We start from the raw sequence: 16,623 nt of genomic DNA, 5'->3' as shown, positions 1-16,623 counted from the left end.
GGCCTCTGTTTTGTTTTGCGGGAAGAGCTCAGGTCGCGTTGGGCTGGCCGAACGACAGCCGCTCGGCGAGGACGGCGGCCTGGGTGCGCGAGCCGACACCGAGCTTGCGCAGGATCGTCGAGACGTGGCCCTTCACGGTCTGCTCGGCGATGTCGAGCTCGCCCGCGATCTGCTTGTTGAGCTTGCCCTCCACGATCATCGCGAGAATGCGCAGCTGCTGCGCCGACAGCGAGGCCATGCGCGCGGCGAGTTCGACATCGGCGCTCTGGATCGAGCCGCGGCCGCCGACATTGGGCGGCATCCAGATCTCGCCGGCGAGAATCCTGGTGATCGCCTCGGCCATCTCGGGCAGGCCGAGCGATTTCGGGATGTAGCCTGAGGCGCCATAGGCGATGGCGCGGCGGATCGTGGTGGCGTCCTGCCGAGCCGAGATGATCGCCACCGGCACAGTCGGGAATTGCGCCGACAGGATGAACAGCGCGGCAAATCCCTGGATGCCCGGCATGGTCAGGTCCCAGAGGATCAGGTCGATCTCGCCCGACTGGGCCGTCAGCACGCCGATCGCCTCGTCCAGTGACTGGCAGGCAATGACGTCGAGATCGGGCAGCACGGCCGACAGCGCGCTGCGCAAGGCGGCCTGCACCAGCGGATGATCATCGCCGATCAGGATGCGCATCGTCAGGAAGTCCTCTGTTTCGTCCCGAGCTGCCGACTCAAGGCTTCGCTGCCGAGGAAGCGCCGCAGCGCCGCCGGCTTGACCGGCTTTGACAGGATCTCGCAGCCGCGCGCCCTCGCCTCCTTGCGGACCGCTTCGCTGCGATCACCGGTGACGACCAGGGCGCGAACCTCGCGGCCCGCCTTCTGCCTGAGTTCGTCGAGAAAGTCCAAGCCGTTGCGGCCGCCATCGAGATGGTAATCGAGCAGCACGACGTCCGGCACGTCGGCCGCCGCCGCTTCCATCGCCCCGGCGGCGTCTGGTGCGACCAGCACGCGATGTCCCCAATCACCGAGCAGCGCCGTGAGGCCGTCGAGGATGGTCGCGTCATTGTCCAGGCACAGGATCGTCAGAGGCCGCTCCGCCGCCACCGGCGCGGCAATTGCCGGACCGCGCTGAAGCGGCTGGCCCGGTCCGCGCGCAAGCGGCACCGCGACGGCAAAGCACGAGCCATGTCCCGGACGCGAACGGACATCGACCGCATGGCCCAGCAGCCGCGACACGCGATCGACGATGGCGAGCCCGAGGCCCAATCCCTTCTCCGATCCGGGCGCGAGGCGCTGGAACTCCTCGAAGATGCGCTTCTGGTCCTCCGCCGCGATCCCGACACCGGTGTCCCAGATCTCGATGCGCAGCGCGCTGCCCCGCCTCCGGCAGCCGAGCAAGATGCGCCCCCTCGGCGTGTAGCGAAGCGCATTGGACAGCAGGTTCTGCAAGATCCGGCGCAACAGATGCGGATCGCTGCGCACGGCGAGGCCGCAATCGACGACACGAAGAACGAGCCCGCGTTCCCGTGCCATCGCCGAGAACTCGACGTTCAACTGCACGAAGAGATCGGCAATCGGGAAGTCGAAGACCTCGGCGCGAACGGCACCGGCATCGTAGGAGGAGATGTCGAGCAGCCTGTCGAGCACATGCTCGGTGGAGCGCAGCGCCGTGACCGCGCTGCTCGCCAGGGCGCGCTCCTTGTCGGCGTCAGCCGTGCGCGACGAAACACTCAGGCTCTCGTCGAGCGCTGACAGGAACAGACGGGCCGCGTTCAGCGGCTGCAGCAGATCGTGGCTGGCCGCGGCCAGAAAACGGGTCTTGCCGAGATTGGCCTGCTCGGCCTCTGCCTTGGCCTGTTCGAGCGCCTCGGTCCGCTCACGGACGCGCAGCTCGAGCCCCTCATTGGCGCGTCGCAGGGCTTCGGCGGCCTGGTGGCGCTCGGTCACGTCGGTATAGGTCGAGACATAGCCGCCCTCGGCGGTGCGGTCATAGACGATTTCGAGCACCGTGCCGTCCGGCCGCTTGCGCTCGTAGAGATAGGGCCAGATCTGCGTGGCGACGTCACGGTTGACCAGGAGCGCTGCGAATTCGGAGGCGGCATACTCCCCCCGCTCGACGTTGAAGGCGATCAGCTCCGCCAGCGGAAGCCCCACGCGCACGAAATCCGGCGGCAGGTCCAAGAGCGCGATGAAACGGCCGTTCCAGGCCGTGATGTTGAAATCGGCGTCGAACGCGCAAATGCCCTGCGGCACGCTCTCGAGCGTGCTCTGCAAGAGGCTGCGGTTGAAACGCAGCGCCTCCGAGGCTTCGTCGAGCATCGCCATCGCCTCCCGCCGCGACAGCGAGTGCCCTTCGAGCGACGCCGCGATCACCACCCGCGCGGATGCCGCACCGATCGCGCCAGCGAGCAGGTTTTCGGTGAACCGGATCGAGTCGAGATCGACGAGCCCCGACGGATCGAGGCGCGGCCCGGTGCCGGAGACACGAGCGGCAAGATAGCTGTCAAAGGACGCCGCACCGCGCTCGGCGCCGACAAAACGCAGCGCCAGCGCCCGGAGATCGTCGAGACGGACCAGCACGCGCGAGGACAGCTTCGGGATCGTTTCGCGAACGACACCGTCGGCGAACGCGGCAGCCTGGTTGCGCTCGACGGTCGATTGCCGTCCGAACGCCGAAAACACCAGGAAGCAGACGAGATTGGCACCGAGACTCCAGAGCGTGGCGTGCGAGATCGGATCGATACCTTCGAGACCGAACAGCGCGTTCGGCTTGAGCCAGCCGAGTTGCCAGGGGCCGTTGCGAACGATCTCCGCGATCCCAGGCCAGAGCGGCGCGGCCGAGGGCAGCAGCAGCGTATAGGCCCAGATGCAGAAACCCGCCGCGATCCCGAGCGAGGCGCCGGCCTTGTTGGCCCGCGGCCAGAACAGCCCTCCGACGAATGCCGGGCCGAATTGCGCGACCGCGACGAACGACAGCAGACCGATCACGGTGAGCGGATAGGACTGGTTGACCAGACGATGCATCAGATAGGCGAGCAGCAGGATGCCGAGGATCGAGAACCGGCGCACCGCGACCAGGACCGAGGTCATCGGCCGGCTCCGCGCGCGCAGGCCGAAGACGCGCGAGCGCAGCAGCAGCGGCATGATGACGTCGTTGCAGAGCATGGTGCTGAGCGCGACGGATGTCATGATCACCATGCCGGTTGCGGCCGAGAGACCGCCGAGGAAGGCAATCAGGCTGACGGCGCTCGCATCCGCCGCGATCGGCAGCGAGATGACGTAGGTGTCGGGGTCCATCATTGCGCCGAACCGGGTCAGCCCGGTCGCAGCGATCGGCAGGATCAGCAGGCTGAACAGCGCGAGATAGGCCGGATAAAGCCACGCTGCGGTGCGCGTGTGGCTCGGGCTCTCGTTCTCGACGACGGCGACATGGAACGCCTGCGGCAGGCACAGAAAGGCGATGCCTGAGATGATGATCGTCGCTGGCCACACCGGCTGCGTCGGATCGAAGCTCAGAATCCCCGCCAGTTGCGGCTCGGATTGAAATTGCGACAGCAGTGCGGCCGGCCCGCCCGATAGTCCGAACAGCACGAACAGCGCGACGATCAGGAAGGCGAGCAGCTTGACGACGCTCTCGAAGGCGATCGCGAGCATCAGGCCGCGATGATGCTCGCTGGCATGGACGTGCCGGACGCCGAACACGATCGCAAACAACGCCATCGACGCCGCCACGCCGAACGCCGAATCCTGCCAGAACCGCAGGGCCTCGCCGCCTGCGCGCTCAGGCTGGAGGATCAGATAGTCGAAGCTCTTGCCGACGGCCTTGAGCTGGAGCGCGATATAGGGAAGCACGCCAAGCACCGATGCGAGGGTCACGAAGGCCGCCAGCACCTGGCTCTTGCCGTAGCGCGCGGCGATGAAGTCCGAGATCGAGGTGACGTTCTGCGCCTTGGCGATCGCGATCACCTTGGACAGGAGCCTCTGGCCGAACAGCAGCACCAGCGTCGGGCCGATATAGATCGTGGCGAAGTCCAGCCCGCTGGTGGCGGCACGCCCGACCGATCCGTAAAAGCTCCACGAGGTGTTATAGACCGCAAGCGTCAGACAATAGCTGATCGCGGCCGTCCAGGAGTTTGGCAAGACCAGCGGCCCACCGGCGCTCCGCCGGTCGCCCCACCAGGCCACCAGGAACAGCGTGGTCACATAGCCGGCAGCGACCGCAAGAACGAACCACGCCTGCAAGACATCCTCACCCGAGACCGTCAGATCCGCCCGCGACGAGCGGAGTCGGAGCAAGGGCAGATACTAAAACGTTTTCAATCGCATGAAAGACTATTCATTCCGAACGAGAGCGGCGGCCGGAGGATCGCCGGCCGCCGCTCGCAGGTCACCTCAGGCCGCCTCGCGGGAGAGCCGCTCCTGCGGCGTGCGCTTGAGCACCAAATTGACCGCGACGGCCACCACGATGTTGAGCGCGAGCGCCAGCAGACCGGTGTAGATCGCAACCGGGCCAGCACCGAGGTCAATGCTGTGCAGCGGCTTCAAGCCGTCCGACCATGCCAGCCAGGATCCGCCTGCAAGGCCGACCGCCCAGCCGGCCAGCAGCGCCGTGCTCGAGAACCAGTTCAGATAGAGACCGAACACCAGCGCCGGCAGCGTCTGCAGGATCCAGAGGCCTCCGAGCAGCTGCAGGTCGAGCGCGAACTGCGTCGGCATCAGGAGGATGGCGAGCAGCGCGCCGACCTTCACCAGCATGGAGGTGATCTTGGCGACCTTCGCCTCACCTGCCGGCGTCACCTTCGGATCGACCCACACCTTCCAGAAGTTGCGGGTGAACAGATTGGCCGCGCCGATGCTCATGACCGCGGCCGGCACCAGTGCGCCGATCGCAATCGCGGCGAAGGCAAAGCCCGCGAACCAGCTCGGGAACAGCATCTTGAACAGCTCGGGCACGACGTCGTTGTTGCTGGCGAGCTTGAGGCCCGCAGCATGGCCCATGTAGCCCAGCAGCGCGAGCAGGCCGAGCAGCAGCGTGTAGGCCGGCAACAGCATCGCATTCTTGCGGATCGTGTTGCCGCCGGACGACGCGAAGATGCCGGTCAGCGTGTGCGGGTACATGAAGGCGGCGAGCGCCGAGCCCAGCGCCAGCGAGGCATAGGGCACGATCTGCGCCGGCGACAGCAGGATGCCGCCCGCACCCTTCTTGGCGAAGGCCGCATCCGCCGCGGTGAAGATCGCACCGTAGCCGCCGAGCTTGGACGGCACGATCGCGATCGCGGCGATCACCACGATGTAGATCATGATATCCTTGACGAAGGCGATCAGCGCCGGCGCGCGCAGGCCCGACGAATAGGTGTAGAGCGCCAGCACCAGGAAGGCGAGAACGAGCGGCACTTCGCCGTGCAGGCCCAGCGCCTTGATCGCCACCTCCATGCCGATGAGCTGGAGCGCGATGTAGGGCATCGTCGCCAGCACGCCGGTGGCGGCAACGGCAAGCTCGAGCCCACGCGATCCGTAGGCGCCGCGCACCACGTCGCCGGCTGTGACGTAGCCGCGCTCCTTGGCGACCTTCCACAGCACCGGCATCACCGCGAACACGAAGGGATAGACGATGATGGTGTAGGGAAGCGCGAAGAAGCCGTAGGCGCCGACCGCGTAGACCAGCGCGGGAACGGCGATCACGGTGTAGGCGGTGTAGAAGTCGCCGCCGACCAGGAACCAGGTGATCCAGGTCCCGAACTTGCGGCCGCCGAGGCCCCACTCGTCGAGATGGGCGAGCGTCTCCGGCTTGCGCCAGCGCGAGGCGACGAAGCCCATGCCGGTGACGAGGACGAACAGTGCGAGGAATACGGCGAATGCCGCGCTATCGACATTAGTCAGCACGGCGCGCGCTCCTGTAAACGATGTAGGTGAGGAGCGAGGTCAGCGGCACCCAGGCGAGCTGATACCAGTAGAAGAAGGGAAAGCCGAACAGATGCGGCTCCCCGATATTGTAGAACGGCACGATCATCAGGCCGATGAACGGCAACAACAGCAACAGGCGTACCACGCGCTCTCCTCCCTGTGTGTGAAGTCGACGCGCTTTTTCGTGAGCGCGACTTGAGCGCGATATAGCGGACAATGACGGCCAGCCCCTCCCCCTACCTTGGCTCGGCCAGACCCCCATACTTTCGTATCGGCCCTGTCATTGCGAAGAGAGGTCTAACCCGTCACCCTGATTGAGGGATGACGGAATCGATAACGGGGCGGACACGCCAATCGTCGTTGCGAGGAGCGAAGCGACGAAGCAATCCAGATCGTCCCGCAGAGACAGTCCGGATTGCTTCGCGGAGCCTGTCATCGGTCCGCGCTACGCGAACCCGTTGGCTCGCAATGACGAGTGGAGAGGTCCGTGGACGACGCGCTGCTACCGCCTGCGCTCCGGCGCGGCCGGCCTCGGCGGCTCGGGCGGCGGAGGCGGTGGGGCGCTGCTGTTGCTGGCGCCGAACAGCACGCGGGTGGGGTTGCGGTCGAAATTGTTCACGGCGCGGCTGATGTCGCCGAGGGTGCGGCGGCCGTCGCTCATCAACGCGCCGGAGCGCTTGTCGAAATCGTCGGCCAGCTCGCGGATCGACTTCACCGCCTGGAACAGCTCGCCGCCGTCCTTGCCGCCGGCGAGCGTGTTGAGGCCGAGCATGAGGTTGTCGGCCTTGAGCATGACGCCGTCGACCTTGGCCATGACGCCGTCGATCTTCTCGGAATTGCGCGCGAGCGAGTTGGTGAAGGTCTCCAGATTCTTCAGCGAGTTCTTCACCGATTCCTGATTGTCGGCGACGATCTTGTTGATGTTCTGCAGCGTGCCGCGGATCGCCTCGGTGACGTCCTGGAGCTTGTTGGGGTCGGCCGTCAGCGTCGGGATGCCGTCCTGGTCGAGCGGCGGCGGGGCCGCGGCTTCGTCTCCGCCCTTGAGCGAGATCGCGGCAACGCCCGTGAGCCCTTGGAATTCGAGGCCGACCAGGGTGTCCTTGCGGATCGGGGCGTTGTTCTCGATCATGGCGAGTGCGACAACCCGCCGCGGGTTGTCGAGCTTCACCGAGACCACCTCGCCTACCCGGATACCGTTGAAATTGACACTGCCGCCGTTGCGCAGGCCCGCCGCCGGGCCCTCGAACACGACGCGCAGCGGGCTGCGCTGCTTGGTGGTGTGCAGCGACTGGAACCAGAGCACGAAGCCGATCGCCGCGGCGATTACCGCCAGCGTGAACGACCCGATCAAGACGTAGTTTGCCCGCGTTTCCATCAGGTGCTCCGGCTACTCATCACAGCTACTCAACCCCGCCACTCAACCCATGACCGCGCGGGCGCGCTTGCCATGGAAATATTGCCTCAGCCAGGGATGCTGCGAGGCCTGCATGTCGGCGATCGACCCTGCCGCTATGATCTTACCGTTCCCTAAAACGGCGATGCGGTCACACGCTGTGTAAAGGCTGTCGAGGTCGTGGGTTACCATGAAAACGGTGAGCCCCAAAGTGCGCTGGAGCGTCCTGACCAGCTCGTCGAAGTCGCCAGCGCCGATCGGATCGAGGCCCGAGGTCGGCTCGTCCAGGAAGACGAGGTCCGGATCGAGCGACAGCGCGCGCGCCAGCGCGACGCGCTTGATCATGCCGCCGGAGAGCTCGGACGGGAAGCGCTCGGCAACCTCGGGCTTGAGGCCGACCATGGTGAGCTTGGCCATGGTGATCTCGTCCATCAGCCGCTGCGAGACCCGAAGATATTCGCGCATCGGAAACTGGATGTTCTGCCGCACGGTCAGCGAGGAGAACAGCGCCCCCTGCTGAAACAAGACGCCCCAGCGCCGCTCCACGTTGCGGCGCTGCGACGTGTTGGAGGAATCCAGGTCGACGCCGAACACCTCGATGGAGCCCGCGACCTTCGGCACGAGACCGATGATGGTGCGCGTCAGCACCGACTTGCCCGCGCCGGAAGGACCGACGAAGCCCAAGATCTCGCCGCGCTTGACGTCGAGGTTGAGGCCGTCGAGCACGCGCGTGGAGCCGAACTGCACGGTGATGTCGCGCACGCGGATGATCGGATTTTGGATCTCGGGAGCCATCGTCACATCCCGATCGAGGCGAAGAAGATGGCGAACACGCCATCCATGACGATGACGAAGAAGATGCCCTTCACCACCGAGGCCGTGGTGTGCTGGCCCAGCGATTCCGCGCTGCCCTGCACGGCGAGGCCCTCGACACAGGCGACGATGCCGATCACGGCCGCCATGACCGGCGCCTTGACGATGCCGACGATGAAATGGTCGATCGAGATGGCGTCGCGCAAACGAAGCAGGAAGGCCTCGGGCTCGACCCCGCCATAGAGCCAGGCGACGAGACCGCCGCCATAGAGCGCGGCCATCGCGCCGAGGAAGGCCAGGACCGGCAACGCCAGCACCAGCGCCATCATGCGCGGCAGCACCAGCACCTCGATCGGGTCGAAGCCCATGGTGCGCAACGCGTCGATCTCCTCGCGCATCTTCATCGAGCCGAGTTCGGCGGTGTAGGCGCTGCCCGAGCGGCCCGCGACCATGATCGCGACCAGCAGCACGCCGATCTCGCGCAGCACCAGCACGCCCAGCATGTCGACCACGAAGATGTCGGCGCCGAAGCGGCGGAAATGAAAGATGCCCTGTTGGGCGATGATGCAGCCGATCAGGAAGGTGATCAGCACGATGATCGGCACCGCGCGCCAGCAGACCTGCTCCATGTGATGCACGGTCGAGGTCAGGCGAAACGAGCGCGGATGGATCAGGACGCGAAATCCTGCCGCGAGCACGGCGCCGAGCATGTCGACGAGACCCGCGACCGTGCCGCCCACGCCGGCCACGGCCCGGCCGATCTGCTCCAGCATGCCGGTGATGGTCACGGTGCCGCCGTCGACCACGGCCGTCGCCCTGACCCGCCGCACCTCGTCCACGAGGCTGGAATAATTGGCCGAGAGACCCGCGATCTGCGCCTCGACGGCGCCTTGGGTCAGGCTGCGGCGCAGCCGCTCGATCAGCCAGGCGCCGAACGTGTCGAGCTTGGCGACTTCGGAGACGTCGATGAAGATGCTTTGCTGGCCGCCGGCGAGCTTCTCGGCGTCGGCCACCATCCGCTCCAGGACCGGCGCGAAGCTGGCCGTCCACGTCCCGGTGGCGCAGAGTGCCAGCGCGTTGCCCTTGGCAATCCGTTCCAGCTTCGGATCGCTATTCAAGATGTCCGCTCCCGTGCCGGGGCGGAGAAAATCAGATAGTTGCGCACGCGCCCTTACCCAGAGAAGGTATCCCCAAGTGGTTAATGTTAGTTGCTAGAGGTAACTAGCAGGTTCAGATTTCGCCAGAGTTCAAAATGACTTCCATGAAATTTGCTGCCCTGGCGGCGCGAATCGAGCGCTTCCCGATCGCGGGCAGCTTTACCATCAGCCGGGGCGCCAAGACCGAGGCCGTGACTATCGTAGCGGAGGTAACCCGGGACGGGCTGACCGGCCGCGGCGAGTGCGTGCCCTATCCCCGCTATGGCGAGACGCCCGAGGCGACGCTGGCGGCCATCCAGGCCATGCAGCAGGCCGTCGCGGACGGGCTGACGCGGCAAGCCCTGCAGGCCGCCATGGCGCCCGGTGCGGCCCGCAATGCCCTGGACTGCGCCCTGATCGACCTGGAGGCCAAGGCGGCGGGCCTGCGGGCCTGGAACCTGCTCGACCGGCCGGTGCCGGGCGAGCGCACCACGGCGTACACGATCTCGTTAGGGACCCCCGAGGCCATGGCGGCCGCCACCGCCAAGGCGGCGCACCGGCCGCTGCTCAAGATCAAGCTCGGCGGCGACGGCGATCCCGAGCGGATCGCCGCGGTGCGCAAGGCCGCTCCCGAATCCGAGCTGATCGTCGATGCCAACGAGGCCTGGACCGAGGCCAATCTGGCGCACAATCTCGCCGCCTGCGATGCCGCCGGCGTCACCCTGGTGGAGCAGCCGCTGCCGGCCGGCCGGGACGAAGCGCTGGCACGGATCAAGCGCCCGCTCGCGGTCTGCGCCGACGAGAGCGTGCATGACCGCTCCTCGCTGGTCCCCTTGCGCGACCGCTACGACGCCGTGAACATCAAGCTCGACAAGACCGGCGGCCTCACCGAGGCCCTCGCGATGGCGGACGCCGCGCAGGCGCTCGGCTTCGAGATCATGATCGGCTGCATGGTCGCAACCTCGCTGTCGATGGCCCCCGCGATGCTGGTGACGCCACAGGCGCGCTTCGTCGATCTCGACGGCCCCTTGCTGCTGGCGCGCGACCGCGATCACGGCCTGCGTTACGATGACAGCCTCGTCTATCCGCCGGACGTTTCGCTCTGGGGCTGAGGCTTGAGCCGGTGCCGCGCCGACCAGATCAGAAGCGCGCCGGCCGCCGCCATCGCAGCCATCGCGTAGTACAATCCATCGCCGATGCGGGCGTAGATCGCACCTGACGCGATCGATGTCGCGGCGCCGAGCAGTCCGTTGCACGCGGCGTAATAGCCCTGCCCCCGCGCGATCTGATGCGAGGGCACGCGCTGCACCAGGAGATTCATCGTGCCGACGATGGTCATGCCGAAGCTGAGGCCGTGGCCGAGCTGGACGATCGCCAACAGCGCGAGCGGCGGCTCATTGGCAGTGACGATCCAGCGCAGCACGGCGCTGAGACCCCCGATCGCGATCATGGTGGACGGATGCAGCGAGAAGCGCGGCGACAGCGCGAACACCACGATCTCCGCGATCACGCCCAACGTCCACAGGCCCGCGATCGTCAGCCCACTGATCCCATGGAGCTGCCAGTTGATGGCGGAGAAGGTGTAGTAGGCGACGTGGCTGCCCTGAATCAGCGCGGCCGAGACGATGACGGCCCAGAAGCCGGCATCGCGCAGCAGCGCCTTGCCGGCATGCCTCTCCGTGGTTTTGCGTCTGACATCGTCCAGCGGCTGAAGCAGCAGGCCGGCGGCGACCGCAACGACGGCCCATGCGACGATGACCCAGATCAGGTCGCGCGCGGCGATGTGGTCTACGAGATAGCCGCAGGCGAGCGAGCCGGCGGCGAAGGCCGCCGAGCCCCACAGCCGCAAGGGTCCGTAATCGAGCCCGTAACGAGCGACGCCGCGCAACGCATAGGCATCGGTCAGCGGCATCGTCGGCGTCCACATCATGCAGGTCAGCGCGTAGATCAGGAACAGCGCCAGCGGCTGCTGCTGCAGGCCGACCGCCGTAAAACCGATCGCGGTCGCCAGCACCGACACCATCATGCCGGCGCGAATGGCATGTCGCTTTTCGGCGAAGGACGTCACTTGCGGCAGCGTGGTGAAGCGCGTGATCGCCGGCAGCGCGTTGATGAGGCCTATCCAGGCCGCGTCGATGCCGATCGCCTTCAGCCACACCGGAAAGAACGGCAGATGCGTGCCCGAGACCGCGAAGACGGCCGAATAGAACAGGGCGAGGCTGACGGCGAATCGCCGTTTCGCCGATGCTGGCGTGGGGATTTGTGATTCGGGTGCCATCAAACCAATTGCGATTCGGTCGATATCGTGGTGATCGTTACTGTAACGCGCGGTGATTTGCGCGACGAGATCGCAATGGCCAACGAAGCATTCGCCCTTTCGCCCATGTCTGCCCGCGCGGCCGAGCCGAACGAGCAGGATTACGACGCGATCCGCGAAGCCTTCATGGAGACGGCGCGCGGCCGCTGGTTCCTCGGCGAATACGCCAAGCGCAACCGCAACGCCGACACGAGCATGGTGCTCGACGCGGTCGCGAAAATCGAAGAAACCCTTGCGGCACAGCGGCAACCCGTCGTCGAGGACCGCCTGCCCGAAGCCCTGATCGAGATTCGCCGCGCGATCCGCGAGGCCGAGACGATCGCCATCGCCGCCTTCGATCCCGCCGCGATCGAGACGAGCCTCGCCGCGATTCCGCGCGGCGTGCGCATCATCAAGGAGATCTCCTGGCGCTGGCGCGAGATCGGTGCCGACGGGCGAATCTGCGACCTCATTGATTCGCAGCTCGCCTCGATCGAAGCCGCCTGCGGACAGATTTCGACCATCGACCCCCGCGTCGAGCTCAAAGCCGCATTCGATCTGCTCAGGGATCGGGTCGAGCAGACCGACGGCGACGCAACGCCGCAGGCGGCGGCTCCCGCGTCCGCTCCGGTGCAGGAGGCGCCGTCATTCGCCGCCGAAGCTCCGCCTGCCGAGACCGCGCCCGCTGCGATGGCGAGCGAAGCACCCGTGGCCTTTACGGAGCCACCGCAGGATCTCGCCGAGGCTGCCGAGCCCGAAGCAGCCGCTGACGCGACCGTCGCCACCGAAGCGTTCGCCGAGGCGGAACAGGCAATGGACGCGGCTGTTACGCCGGCGATTGCGGCCGAGAGCCAGATGGCTGTCGAGAGCACCGCGCTCGACCAAGTCGCGCCTGAAGACGTCGCGCACGAAGCCGTCTCGTTCGAAGAGCCGGCCCCTGAACCCGTCGGCTTCGCGGAAGTCGCTGACGCGTTCGCGCTCGATGCAGCCGCGCAAGCCGAGGACGACGCCGTGCTCGAGGCCATCGCGCTCGAGATGGCCGCGCCCGATCCTGATTTCGACGAGATCATCGCGCCGGTCGAGATGGAAGCGGCCATTGCGGAGTTGATGGTGGCGGAGGCCGCAGCGCCCGATGCCGCGGAGCTTTCCGAACCGATCGCGGAAGAGCCGGTCGTCGCAGCGGTGGCGGAGGAGCCCGCCGCCCACGCGCCGATCGCAATGGATTCGCTCGCGCGCCTCACCGACGCCATTGCGGAGGCCGCCGCCGAGGTGATGGAGCAGCAGGCCCCGGCCATGGCCGCGACGGCGAATTTCGCCGCAGCGCCGACAACGTCGCTGCCCACGCCCACGCCCTTGTCTGCTTCCTTGCCCGAGACCTCGCTCGGCGCCACCATCCTCGCCAGCGGCATCCTGCAAAAGCCCCGCGCGCCGGCCAACGATCCCCTCGCCCCGATCCGCCGCATGACCCAGGCCGAGAAGATCGCGTTCTTCTCGTAAGGGGGAGCATCGTGTCCCGGACAAGCTGCAACGCGCCAGCGTTGCAGCGCAGAGCCGGGACCCAGAGGCTATGCTCTCCGCTGCCACATGGGCCCCGGCTCAGCAGCGCACCGCTGAAGAAGCGCTGCGCTGCGTCCGGGGCACGAGTAAGCGAGAAGGCGCGCACACTTTCTCCGCATCGTCATTGCGAGAGCAGCGACGGCGCGATCAGCTGGTCACCCGCAATTCCACACCGCCCCAATCGGCGTGCGCGTCCAGCACGGACCAAAACTGCCGCCATTGTAGCGGCCGCCGTTGAAGCCGGGGCGGCCGAAATAGTGCCACTCGCCGTCCCAGCGGTAATATTGCGGCACCGGGTCGATGTACCAATGGCGCCGGTCGGCGCGCGACATTCGGCGCATCGCTTCCTTTTGCTTGTAGAGCGGAATGCTGTTGCTCAGCGGCTGACGATAGCCCGGCAGGAAGCCGTAGCCCTTCCAGACGGGCTTGGGACGCTTTTGAACGGGCTCAGCGGACGCCACAGTCGGCAGCAGCGATAGGATGATGGCAACGAATAGACACACAAAGCGGGACATGGAGAAACCATAGACAGTCAGTTCCCGCCGCGCCATTCAAATTCGAGTGCGGGACGTTTCGCCGCTTCTGCCGAGCGGCCGCTCTCGATAAGCTCGCAACGCGCAGCGTGAACGCGGCGCGGACCGCTTGCATGTGCCGGAGTGACCGAATGCCTGAGAGCCCGCGCGTCGGCGCCTTTGCGATCGTTCCCAGCAACGATCTTCCCGCCGCAATTCCGTTCTGGGAACGGCTCGGCTTTGCGCGCATCGGCGGCGATGCCCGCTATGTCATCATGAGCGGCTGGGGATGCGAGGTGCATCTCACGCAAGCCGGCGATGGCCCGTGGCGCGTGCCGGAGCACAATCCCTTTGGCATTTTCATTCGCACGCCCGAGGTCGAGGCCATTGCCGCGCGCGTGGACGATCTCATCATCCGGCCCGGCGGCGTGCTGCGCCACCGCGAATGGGGCATGTATGAAGTCGGCATCAACGGCCCCGACGGCCTTCTCGTCCGGGTTGGCTGGCCGTCGGAGCTGATGCGCCAATCCGGCTAGCCGATCACGCCCTTCCTGATCAGGAAGCAGCCGTAACCCCTGCTGTCCCCCACCTGCACGACACCAAACCCCGCCGCCGCCGCGCGGTAAAAATCCGGACGCGAGAGCTTGCCGGGAGCAACGGCGCGTCCGACCGCACGCTCGATCTCGGCCAGCACGGCGCGCTGCACGTCGGGCACGCGGTCGGGATCGTCGACCGGCGCCATCACGCGCACCGGGTCGGGATCGAAATCGTCGAGCGGATAGAGCGTCATGATGGCTCGGACGGCCGTCTCCATCGTCATGCCCGGCAGCTGGATCAGGCGCTGCGACGAGGTGCTGCGGGCGATGTGCGTGGCCGGGTGGTTGGCGTCGACGACCACGAGATCGTCGCCGTGGCCCATGGAGGCCAGCAGCCAGAGCAGGTCGGGCGTCAGGATCGGATCGATCGATTTCAGCATGTGACGGCAGTTCCCCTTATCGATCGCTCACCATAGCAGGTTCCGAGCGTGATTCAGATCACGCAAGGCCACCATGGTGAGGGGGATCACGGACCTCAAGCTCGAACGCGGCGAGGCTCCCCGGCAACCAATCTCGCATCGAGATCAGTGCCAAAGGAGCACGCCATGTTCCGCCTAAAGCCTTTCCTGATGACAGCCAGCCTTGTGGGAAGCCTGTTCGGCTTCGCCTGCGGCCCCGTTTCCGCGCAAGTTGCCCCGGTCGAGCCGGCCCCCACCGCGCTGCAGGGCCCGGAGCAGCGGGTGGCGCTGGTGATCGGGAATTCGAACTATAAGAACGCGCCGCAACTCGCCAATCCCGACAATGACGCCGAGTCGATGGCGAAGTTCCTGAACTCGGCGGGGTTCGAGGTGGTTGCCGCGACCGACCTGACCCAGAACGACATGCTCCGTGTGGTCCAGGACTTCTCCGCCAAAGTGTCCGCGCGCGGTCCGAACACGGTGGCGATGGTCTATTACGCCGGTCACGGCGTGCAGCTCGCCGGCGAGAACTATCTCGTTCCCGTCGACGCCAAGGTGTCGAGCCAGACCGAGCTCGTCAATAATTCGGTGCGGCTGGTCGACGTGATGTCGACGCTGGAGACGATCCCGAGCCGCATGCGCATCGTCATCCTCGATGCCTGCCGCAACAACCCGTTCCCTGATGTCAATGACGCCGGCCGCGGCCTCGCCATCGTCGATGCGCCGAACGGCTCGATCGTCGGTTACTCGACCGCGCCGGGCGCCGAAGCGCTCGACGGCACCGGCGGTCACAGCCCCTACACGCAGGCGTTCCTGAACGTCGCGCGCGAACCCAACGTGCCGATCGAGCAGTTGTTCAAGCGCGTCCGCCTGCAGGTGAACCAATCCACCAGCGGCGCGCAGATCCCGTGGGAGAGTTCCTCGCTGACCTCGGACTTCACCTTCTTCGGCGACACCGCGGTTGCCGCCAACCGCGCGCCCGTCAGGGCGCCGGTGGTGCAGATGGCCTCCAACCTGCCGAGCCGCTCGACGCGTCAGGCCTATGACTACGTCGTGTCCGAGGGCCGGCCGGAATATTATCAGGAGTTCATCCAGATGTACCCGCACGACCCGCTGTGCGACCACGTCCGTTGGCTGCTCAACAACATCCTGCTCTCGCAGGCCTGGCACAAGGCGGTGCTGGTGAATTCGCCGGTTGCCTACAAGAGCTTCTACGACAGCTACGGCAACAGCCCCTATGCGCAAATGGCGCTGAAGCTGCAGACGCAGCCGAAGCAGATCCCCTTGATGCAAGCAACCAAGTTCCTGGCGCCGCAGAACATTGCTCCGACCTTCAAGATCGGCAATCTCGGCCAGCCCAAATACATGCCGCTGCAGCAGGGTAATGGCGGTGGTCAGATCAACGGCAATTTGCCGATCGTGCAGAAGCCGGTCGACGGCAATGTCATCGGCAAGCTCGGCAATGGCGGCCAGATCGGCAATCTGCCCTCGGGCAACAACCAGCCGAACGGCACGCCGTCGCAGACCCCGGGCAAGATCGTCACCCTGCCTGCGCCGACCAACACGACCACCAGCAATGGCGGCATCGGCAAGATCGTGACCCTGCCCGCGACCAACAACAAGCCGGACGCCGGCAACGGCACCCTCGGCAAGATCGTCAGCGTGCCGGTGAATGTCGGCAAGGGCGGCCCGAAGGTCGAGACGAAGCCGGTCAACGTCCAGACGCAGAACAACCCGATCCGCGTCAACAACGGCGTGAAGATCAACAACAACCCGGTGAACAAGGTGCAGGTGCAGAACAACAATCGCCCGCAGTTCAACACGACCAACCGCATGGTCAACAGCGGCGGCAACAACATCCGCCAGTCGATGAACCAGGCCCCGAGCACGGGCGGCGGCAATAACCACCGCGGCTTCATGCGCTGATCGCAGCGAGCCACACAACGAAGAAGGGGCAGAGCGGAAACGCTCTGCCCCTTCTTCATGTCGACCCTCGACGATCGTCATTCCGGGATGCGCCGTGAGGCGCAGGCCCG

Annotated in this window: 14 protein-coding genes; 4 read left to right on the top strand and 10 right to left on the bottom strand. The window is 66.3% G+C overall.

The features are described from left to right. Window positions 1–28: 28 nt before the first annotated feature. From GDN70_RS14060 to GDN70_RS14030, 7 genes are all read right to left on the bottom strand, one after another. Window positions 29–682 (bottom strand): response regulator transcription factor, encoded by a 654-nt coding sequence (locus GDN70_RS14060; RefSeq protein WP_038949071.1) that lies wholly within the window; start codon window positions 680–682, stop codon window positions 29–31. Continuing rightward, a complete protein-coding gene (locus tag GDN70_RS14055; protein ID WP_173015806.1) occupies window positions 679–4,224 on the bottom strand; it encodes a PAS domain-containing hybrid sensor histidine kinase/response regulator in 3,546 nt (1,181 codons plus the stop codon). The genes GDN70_RS14060 and GDN70_RS14055 overlap by 4 nt, the downstream gene beginning before the upstream one ends. Window positions 4,225–4,374: 150 nt before the next feature. Next, window positions 4,375–5,865 carry a monocarboxylate uptake permease MctP gene (gene mctP / locus GDN70_RS14050; RefSeq protein ID WP_095425600.1) on the bottom strand — a complete coding sequence of 497 codons (1,491 nt, stop codon included), beginning with the start codon at window positions 5,863–5,865 and terminating at the stop codon, window positions 4,375–4,377. After that, on the bottom strand, window positions 5,855–6,031 hold the full coding sequence (locus GDN70_RS14045; RefSeq protein ID WP_028143295.1) for a DUF3311 domain-containing protein: 177 nt from the start codon (window positions 6,029–6,031) through the stop codon (window positions 5,855–5,857). Before GDN70_RS14045 ends, mctP begins: the two co-directional genes overlap by 11 nt. 357 nt (window positions 6,032–6,388) lie before the next feature. Then, window positions 6,389–7,261 (bottom strand): MlaD family protein, encoded by an 873-nt coding sequence (locus GDN70_RS14040; RefSeq protein WP_028143296.1) that lies wholly within the window; start codon window positions 7,259–7,261, stop codon window positions 6,389–6,391. A gap of 42 nt (window positions 7,262–7,303) precedes the next feature. Continuing rightward, window positions 7,304–8,074, bottom strand: a complete 771-nt coding sequence (locus GDN70_RS14035) for an ABC transporter ATP-binding protein (RefSeq protein WP_028143297.1) — start codon at window positions 8,072–8,074, stop codon at window positions 7,304–7,306. Window positions 8,075–8,076: 2 nt separating this feature from the next. Then, a complete protein-coding gene (locus tag GDN70_RS14030) occupies window positions 8,077–9,210 on the bottom strand; it encodes an ABC transporter permease (RefSeq protein ID WP_152102681.1) in 1,134 nt (377 codons plus the stop codon). A gap of 134 nt (window positions 9,211–9,344) precedes the next feature. On the opposite strand from GDN70_RS14030, the gene dgcA reads away from it, so the two are divergent. Continuing rightward, window positions 9,345–10,340 (top strand): N-acetyl-D-Glu racemase DgcA, encoded by a 996-nt coding sequence (dgcA, locus tag GDN70_RS14025; protein ID WP_038949068.1) that lies wholly within the window; start codon window positions 9,345–9,347, stop codon window positions 10,338–10,340. Here the strand turns inward: dgcA and GDN70_RS14020 are convergent. Beyond that, on the bottom strand, window positions 10,310–11,506 hold the full coding sequence (locus GDN70_RS14020) for a major facilitator superfamily domain-containing protein 6 (protein WP_038949067.1): 1,197 nt from the start codon (window positions 11,504–11,506) through the stop codon (window positions 10,310–10,312). The two genes, dgcA and GDN70_RS14020, sit on opposite strands and share 31 nt — an antisense overlap. A gap of 75 nt (window positions 11,507–11,581) precedes the next feature. On the opposite strand from GDN70_RS14020, the gene GDN70_RS14015 reads away from it, so the two are divergent. Next, on the top strand, window positions 11,582–13,021 hold the full coding sequence (locus GDN70_RS14015; RefSeq protein ID WP_028143301.1) for a hypothetical protein: 1,440 nt from the start codon (window positions 11,582–11,584) through the stop codon (window positions 13,019–13,021). 215 nt (window positions 13,022–13,236) lie between these two features. Here GDN70_RS14015 and GDN70_RS14010 read toward each other — a convergent pair whose 3' ends face one another. Further along, window positions 13,237–13,596 (bottom strand): hypothetical protein, encoded by a 360-nt coding sequence (locus GDN70_RS14010; protein ID WP_038971722.1) that lies wholly within the window; start codon window positions 13,594–13,596, stop codon window positions 13,237–13,239. Window positions 13,597–13,745: 149 nt separating this feature from the next. On the opposite strand from GDN70_RS14010, the gene GDN70_RS14005 reads away from it, so the two are divergent. Beyond that, window positions 13,746–14,129 (top strand): VOC family protein, encoded by a 384-nt coding sequence (locus GDN70_RS14005; protein ID WP_038949064.1) that lies wholly within the window; start codon window positions 13,746–13,748, stop codon window positions 14,127–14,129. On the opposite strand, the gene GDN70_RS14000 is transcribed toward GDN70_RS14005, so the two are convergent. Next, window positions 14,126–14,569: an RbsD/FucU family protein gene (locus tag GDN70_RS14000; protein ID WP_028143304.1), complete on the bottom strand. Its 444-nt coding sequence runs from the start codon at window positions 14,567–14,569 to the stop codon at window positions 14,126–14,128. The two genes, GDN70_RS14005 and GDN70_RS14000, sit on opposite strands and share 4 nt — an antisense overlap. 165 nt (window positions 14,570–14,734) lie before the next feature. On the opposite strand from GDN70_RS14000, the gene GDN70_RS13995 reads away from it, so the two are divergent. Further along, window positions 14,735–16,513 carry a caspase family protein gene (locus tag GDN70_RS13995; protein WP_173015805.1) on the top strand — a complete coding sequence of 593 codons (1,779 nt, stop codon included), beginning with the start codon at window positions 14,735–14,737 and terminating at the stop codon, window positions 16,511–16,513. Window positions 16,514–16,623 lie beyond the last annotated feature (110 nt).

Source organism: Bradyrhizobium sp. TM102 (assembly GCF_009176685.1).
Classification (GTDB): Bacteria; Pseudomonadota; Alphaproteobacteria; order Rhizobiales; family Xanthobacteraceae; genus Bradyrhizobium; species Bradyrhizobium ottawaense.
This window is presented reverse-complemented; position numbering and strand designations above follow the sequence as displayed.

What these genes read in the sequence shown, in the direction of transcription:
- GDN70_RS14040 (WP_028143296.1), bottom strand. Translation starts at nt 7,261, where the DNA reads ATGGAAACGCGGGCAAACTACGTCTTGATCGGGTCGTTCACGCTGGCG.
- GDN70_RS14035 (WP_028143297.1), bottom strand. Translation starts at nt 8,074, where the DNA reads ATGGCTCCCGAGATCCAAAATCCGATCATCCGCGTGCGCGACATCACC.
- dgcA (WP_038949068.1), top strand. Translation starts at nt 9,345, where the DNA reads ATGACTTCCATGAAATTTGCTGCCCTGGCGGCGCGAATCGAGCGCTTC.
- GDN70_RS14020 (WP_038949067.1), bottom strand. Translation starts at nt 11,506, where the DNA reads ATGGCACCCGAATCACAAATCCCCACGCCAGCATCGGCGAAACGGCGA.
- GDN70_RS14015 (WP_028143301.1), top strand. Translation starts at nt 11,582, where the DNA reads ATGGCCAACGAAGCATTCGCCCTTTCGCCCATGTCTGCCCGCGCGGCC.
- GDN70_RS14010 (WP_038971722.1), bottom strand. Translation starts at nt 13,596, where the DNA reads ATGTCCCGCTTTGTGTGTCTATTCGTTGCCATCATCCTATCGCTGCTG.
- GDN70_RS14005 (WP_038949064.1), top strand. Translation starts at nt 13,746, where the DNA reads ATGCCTGAGAGCCCGCGCGTCGGCGCCTTTGCGATCGTTCCCAGCAAC.
- GDN70_RS14000 (WP_028143304.1), bottom strand. Translation starts at nt 14,569, where the DNA reads ATGCTGAAATCGATCGATCCGATCCTGACGCCCGACCTGCTCTGGCTG.
- GDN70_RS13995 (WP_173015805.1), top strand. Translation starts at nt 14,735, where the DNA reads ATGTTCCGCCTAAAGCCTTTCCTGATGACAGCCAGCCTTGTGGGAAGC.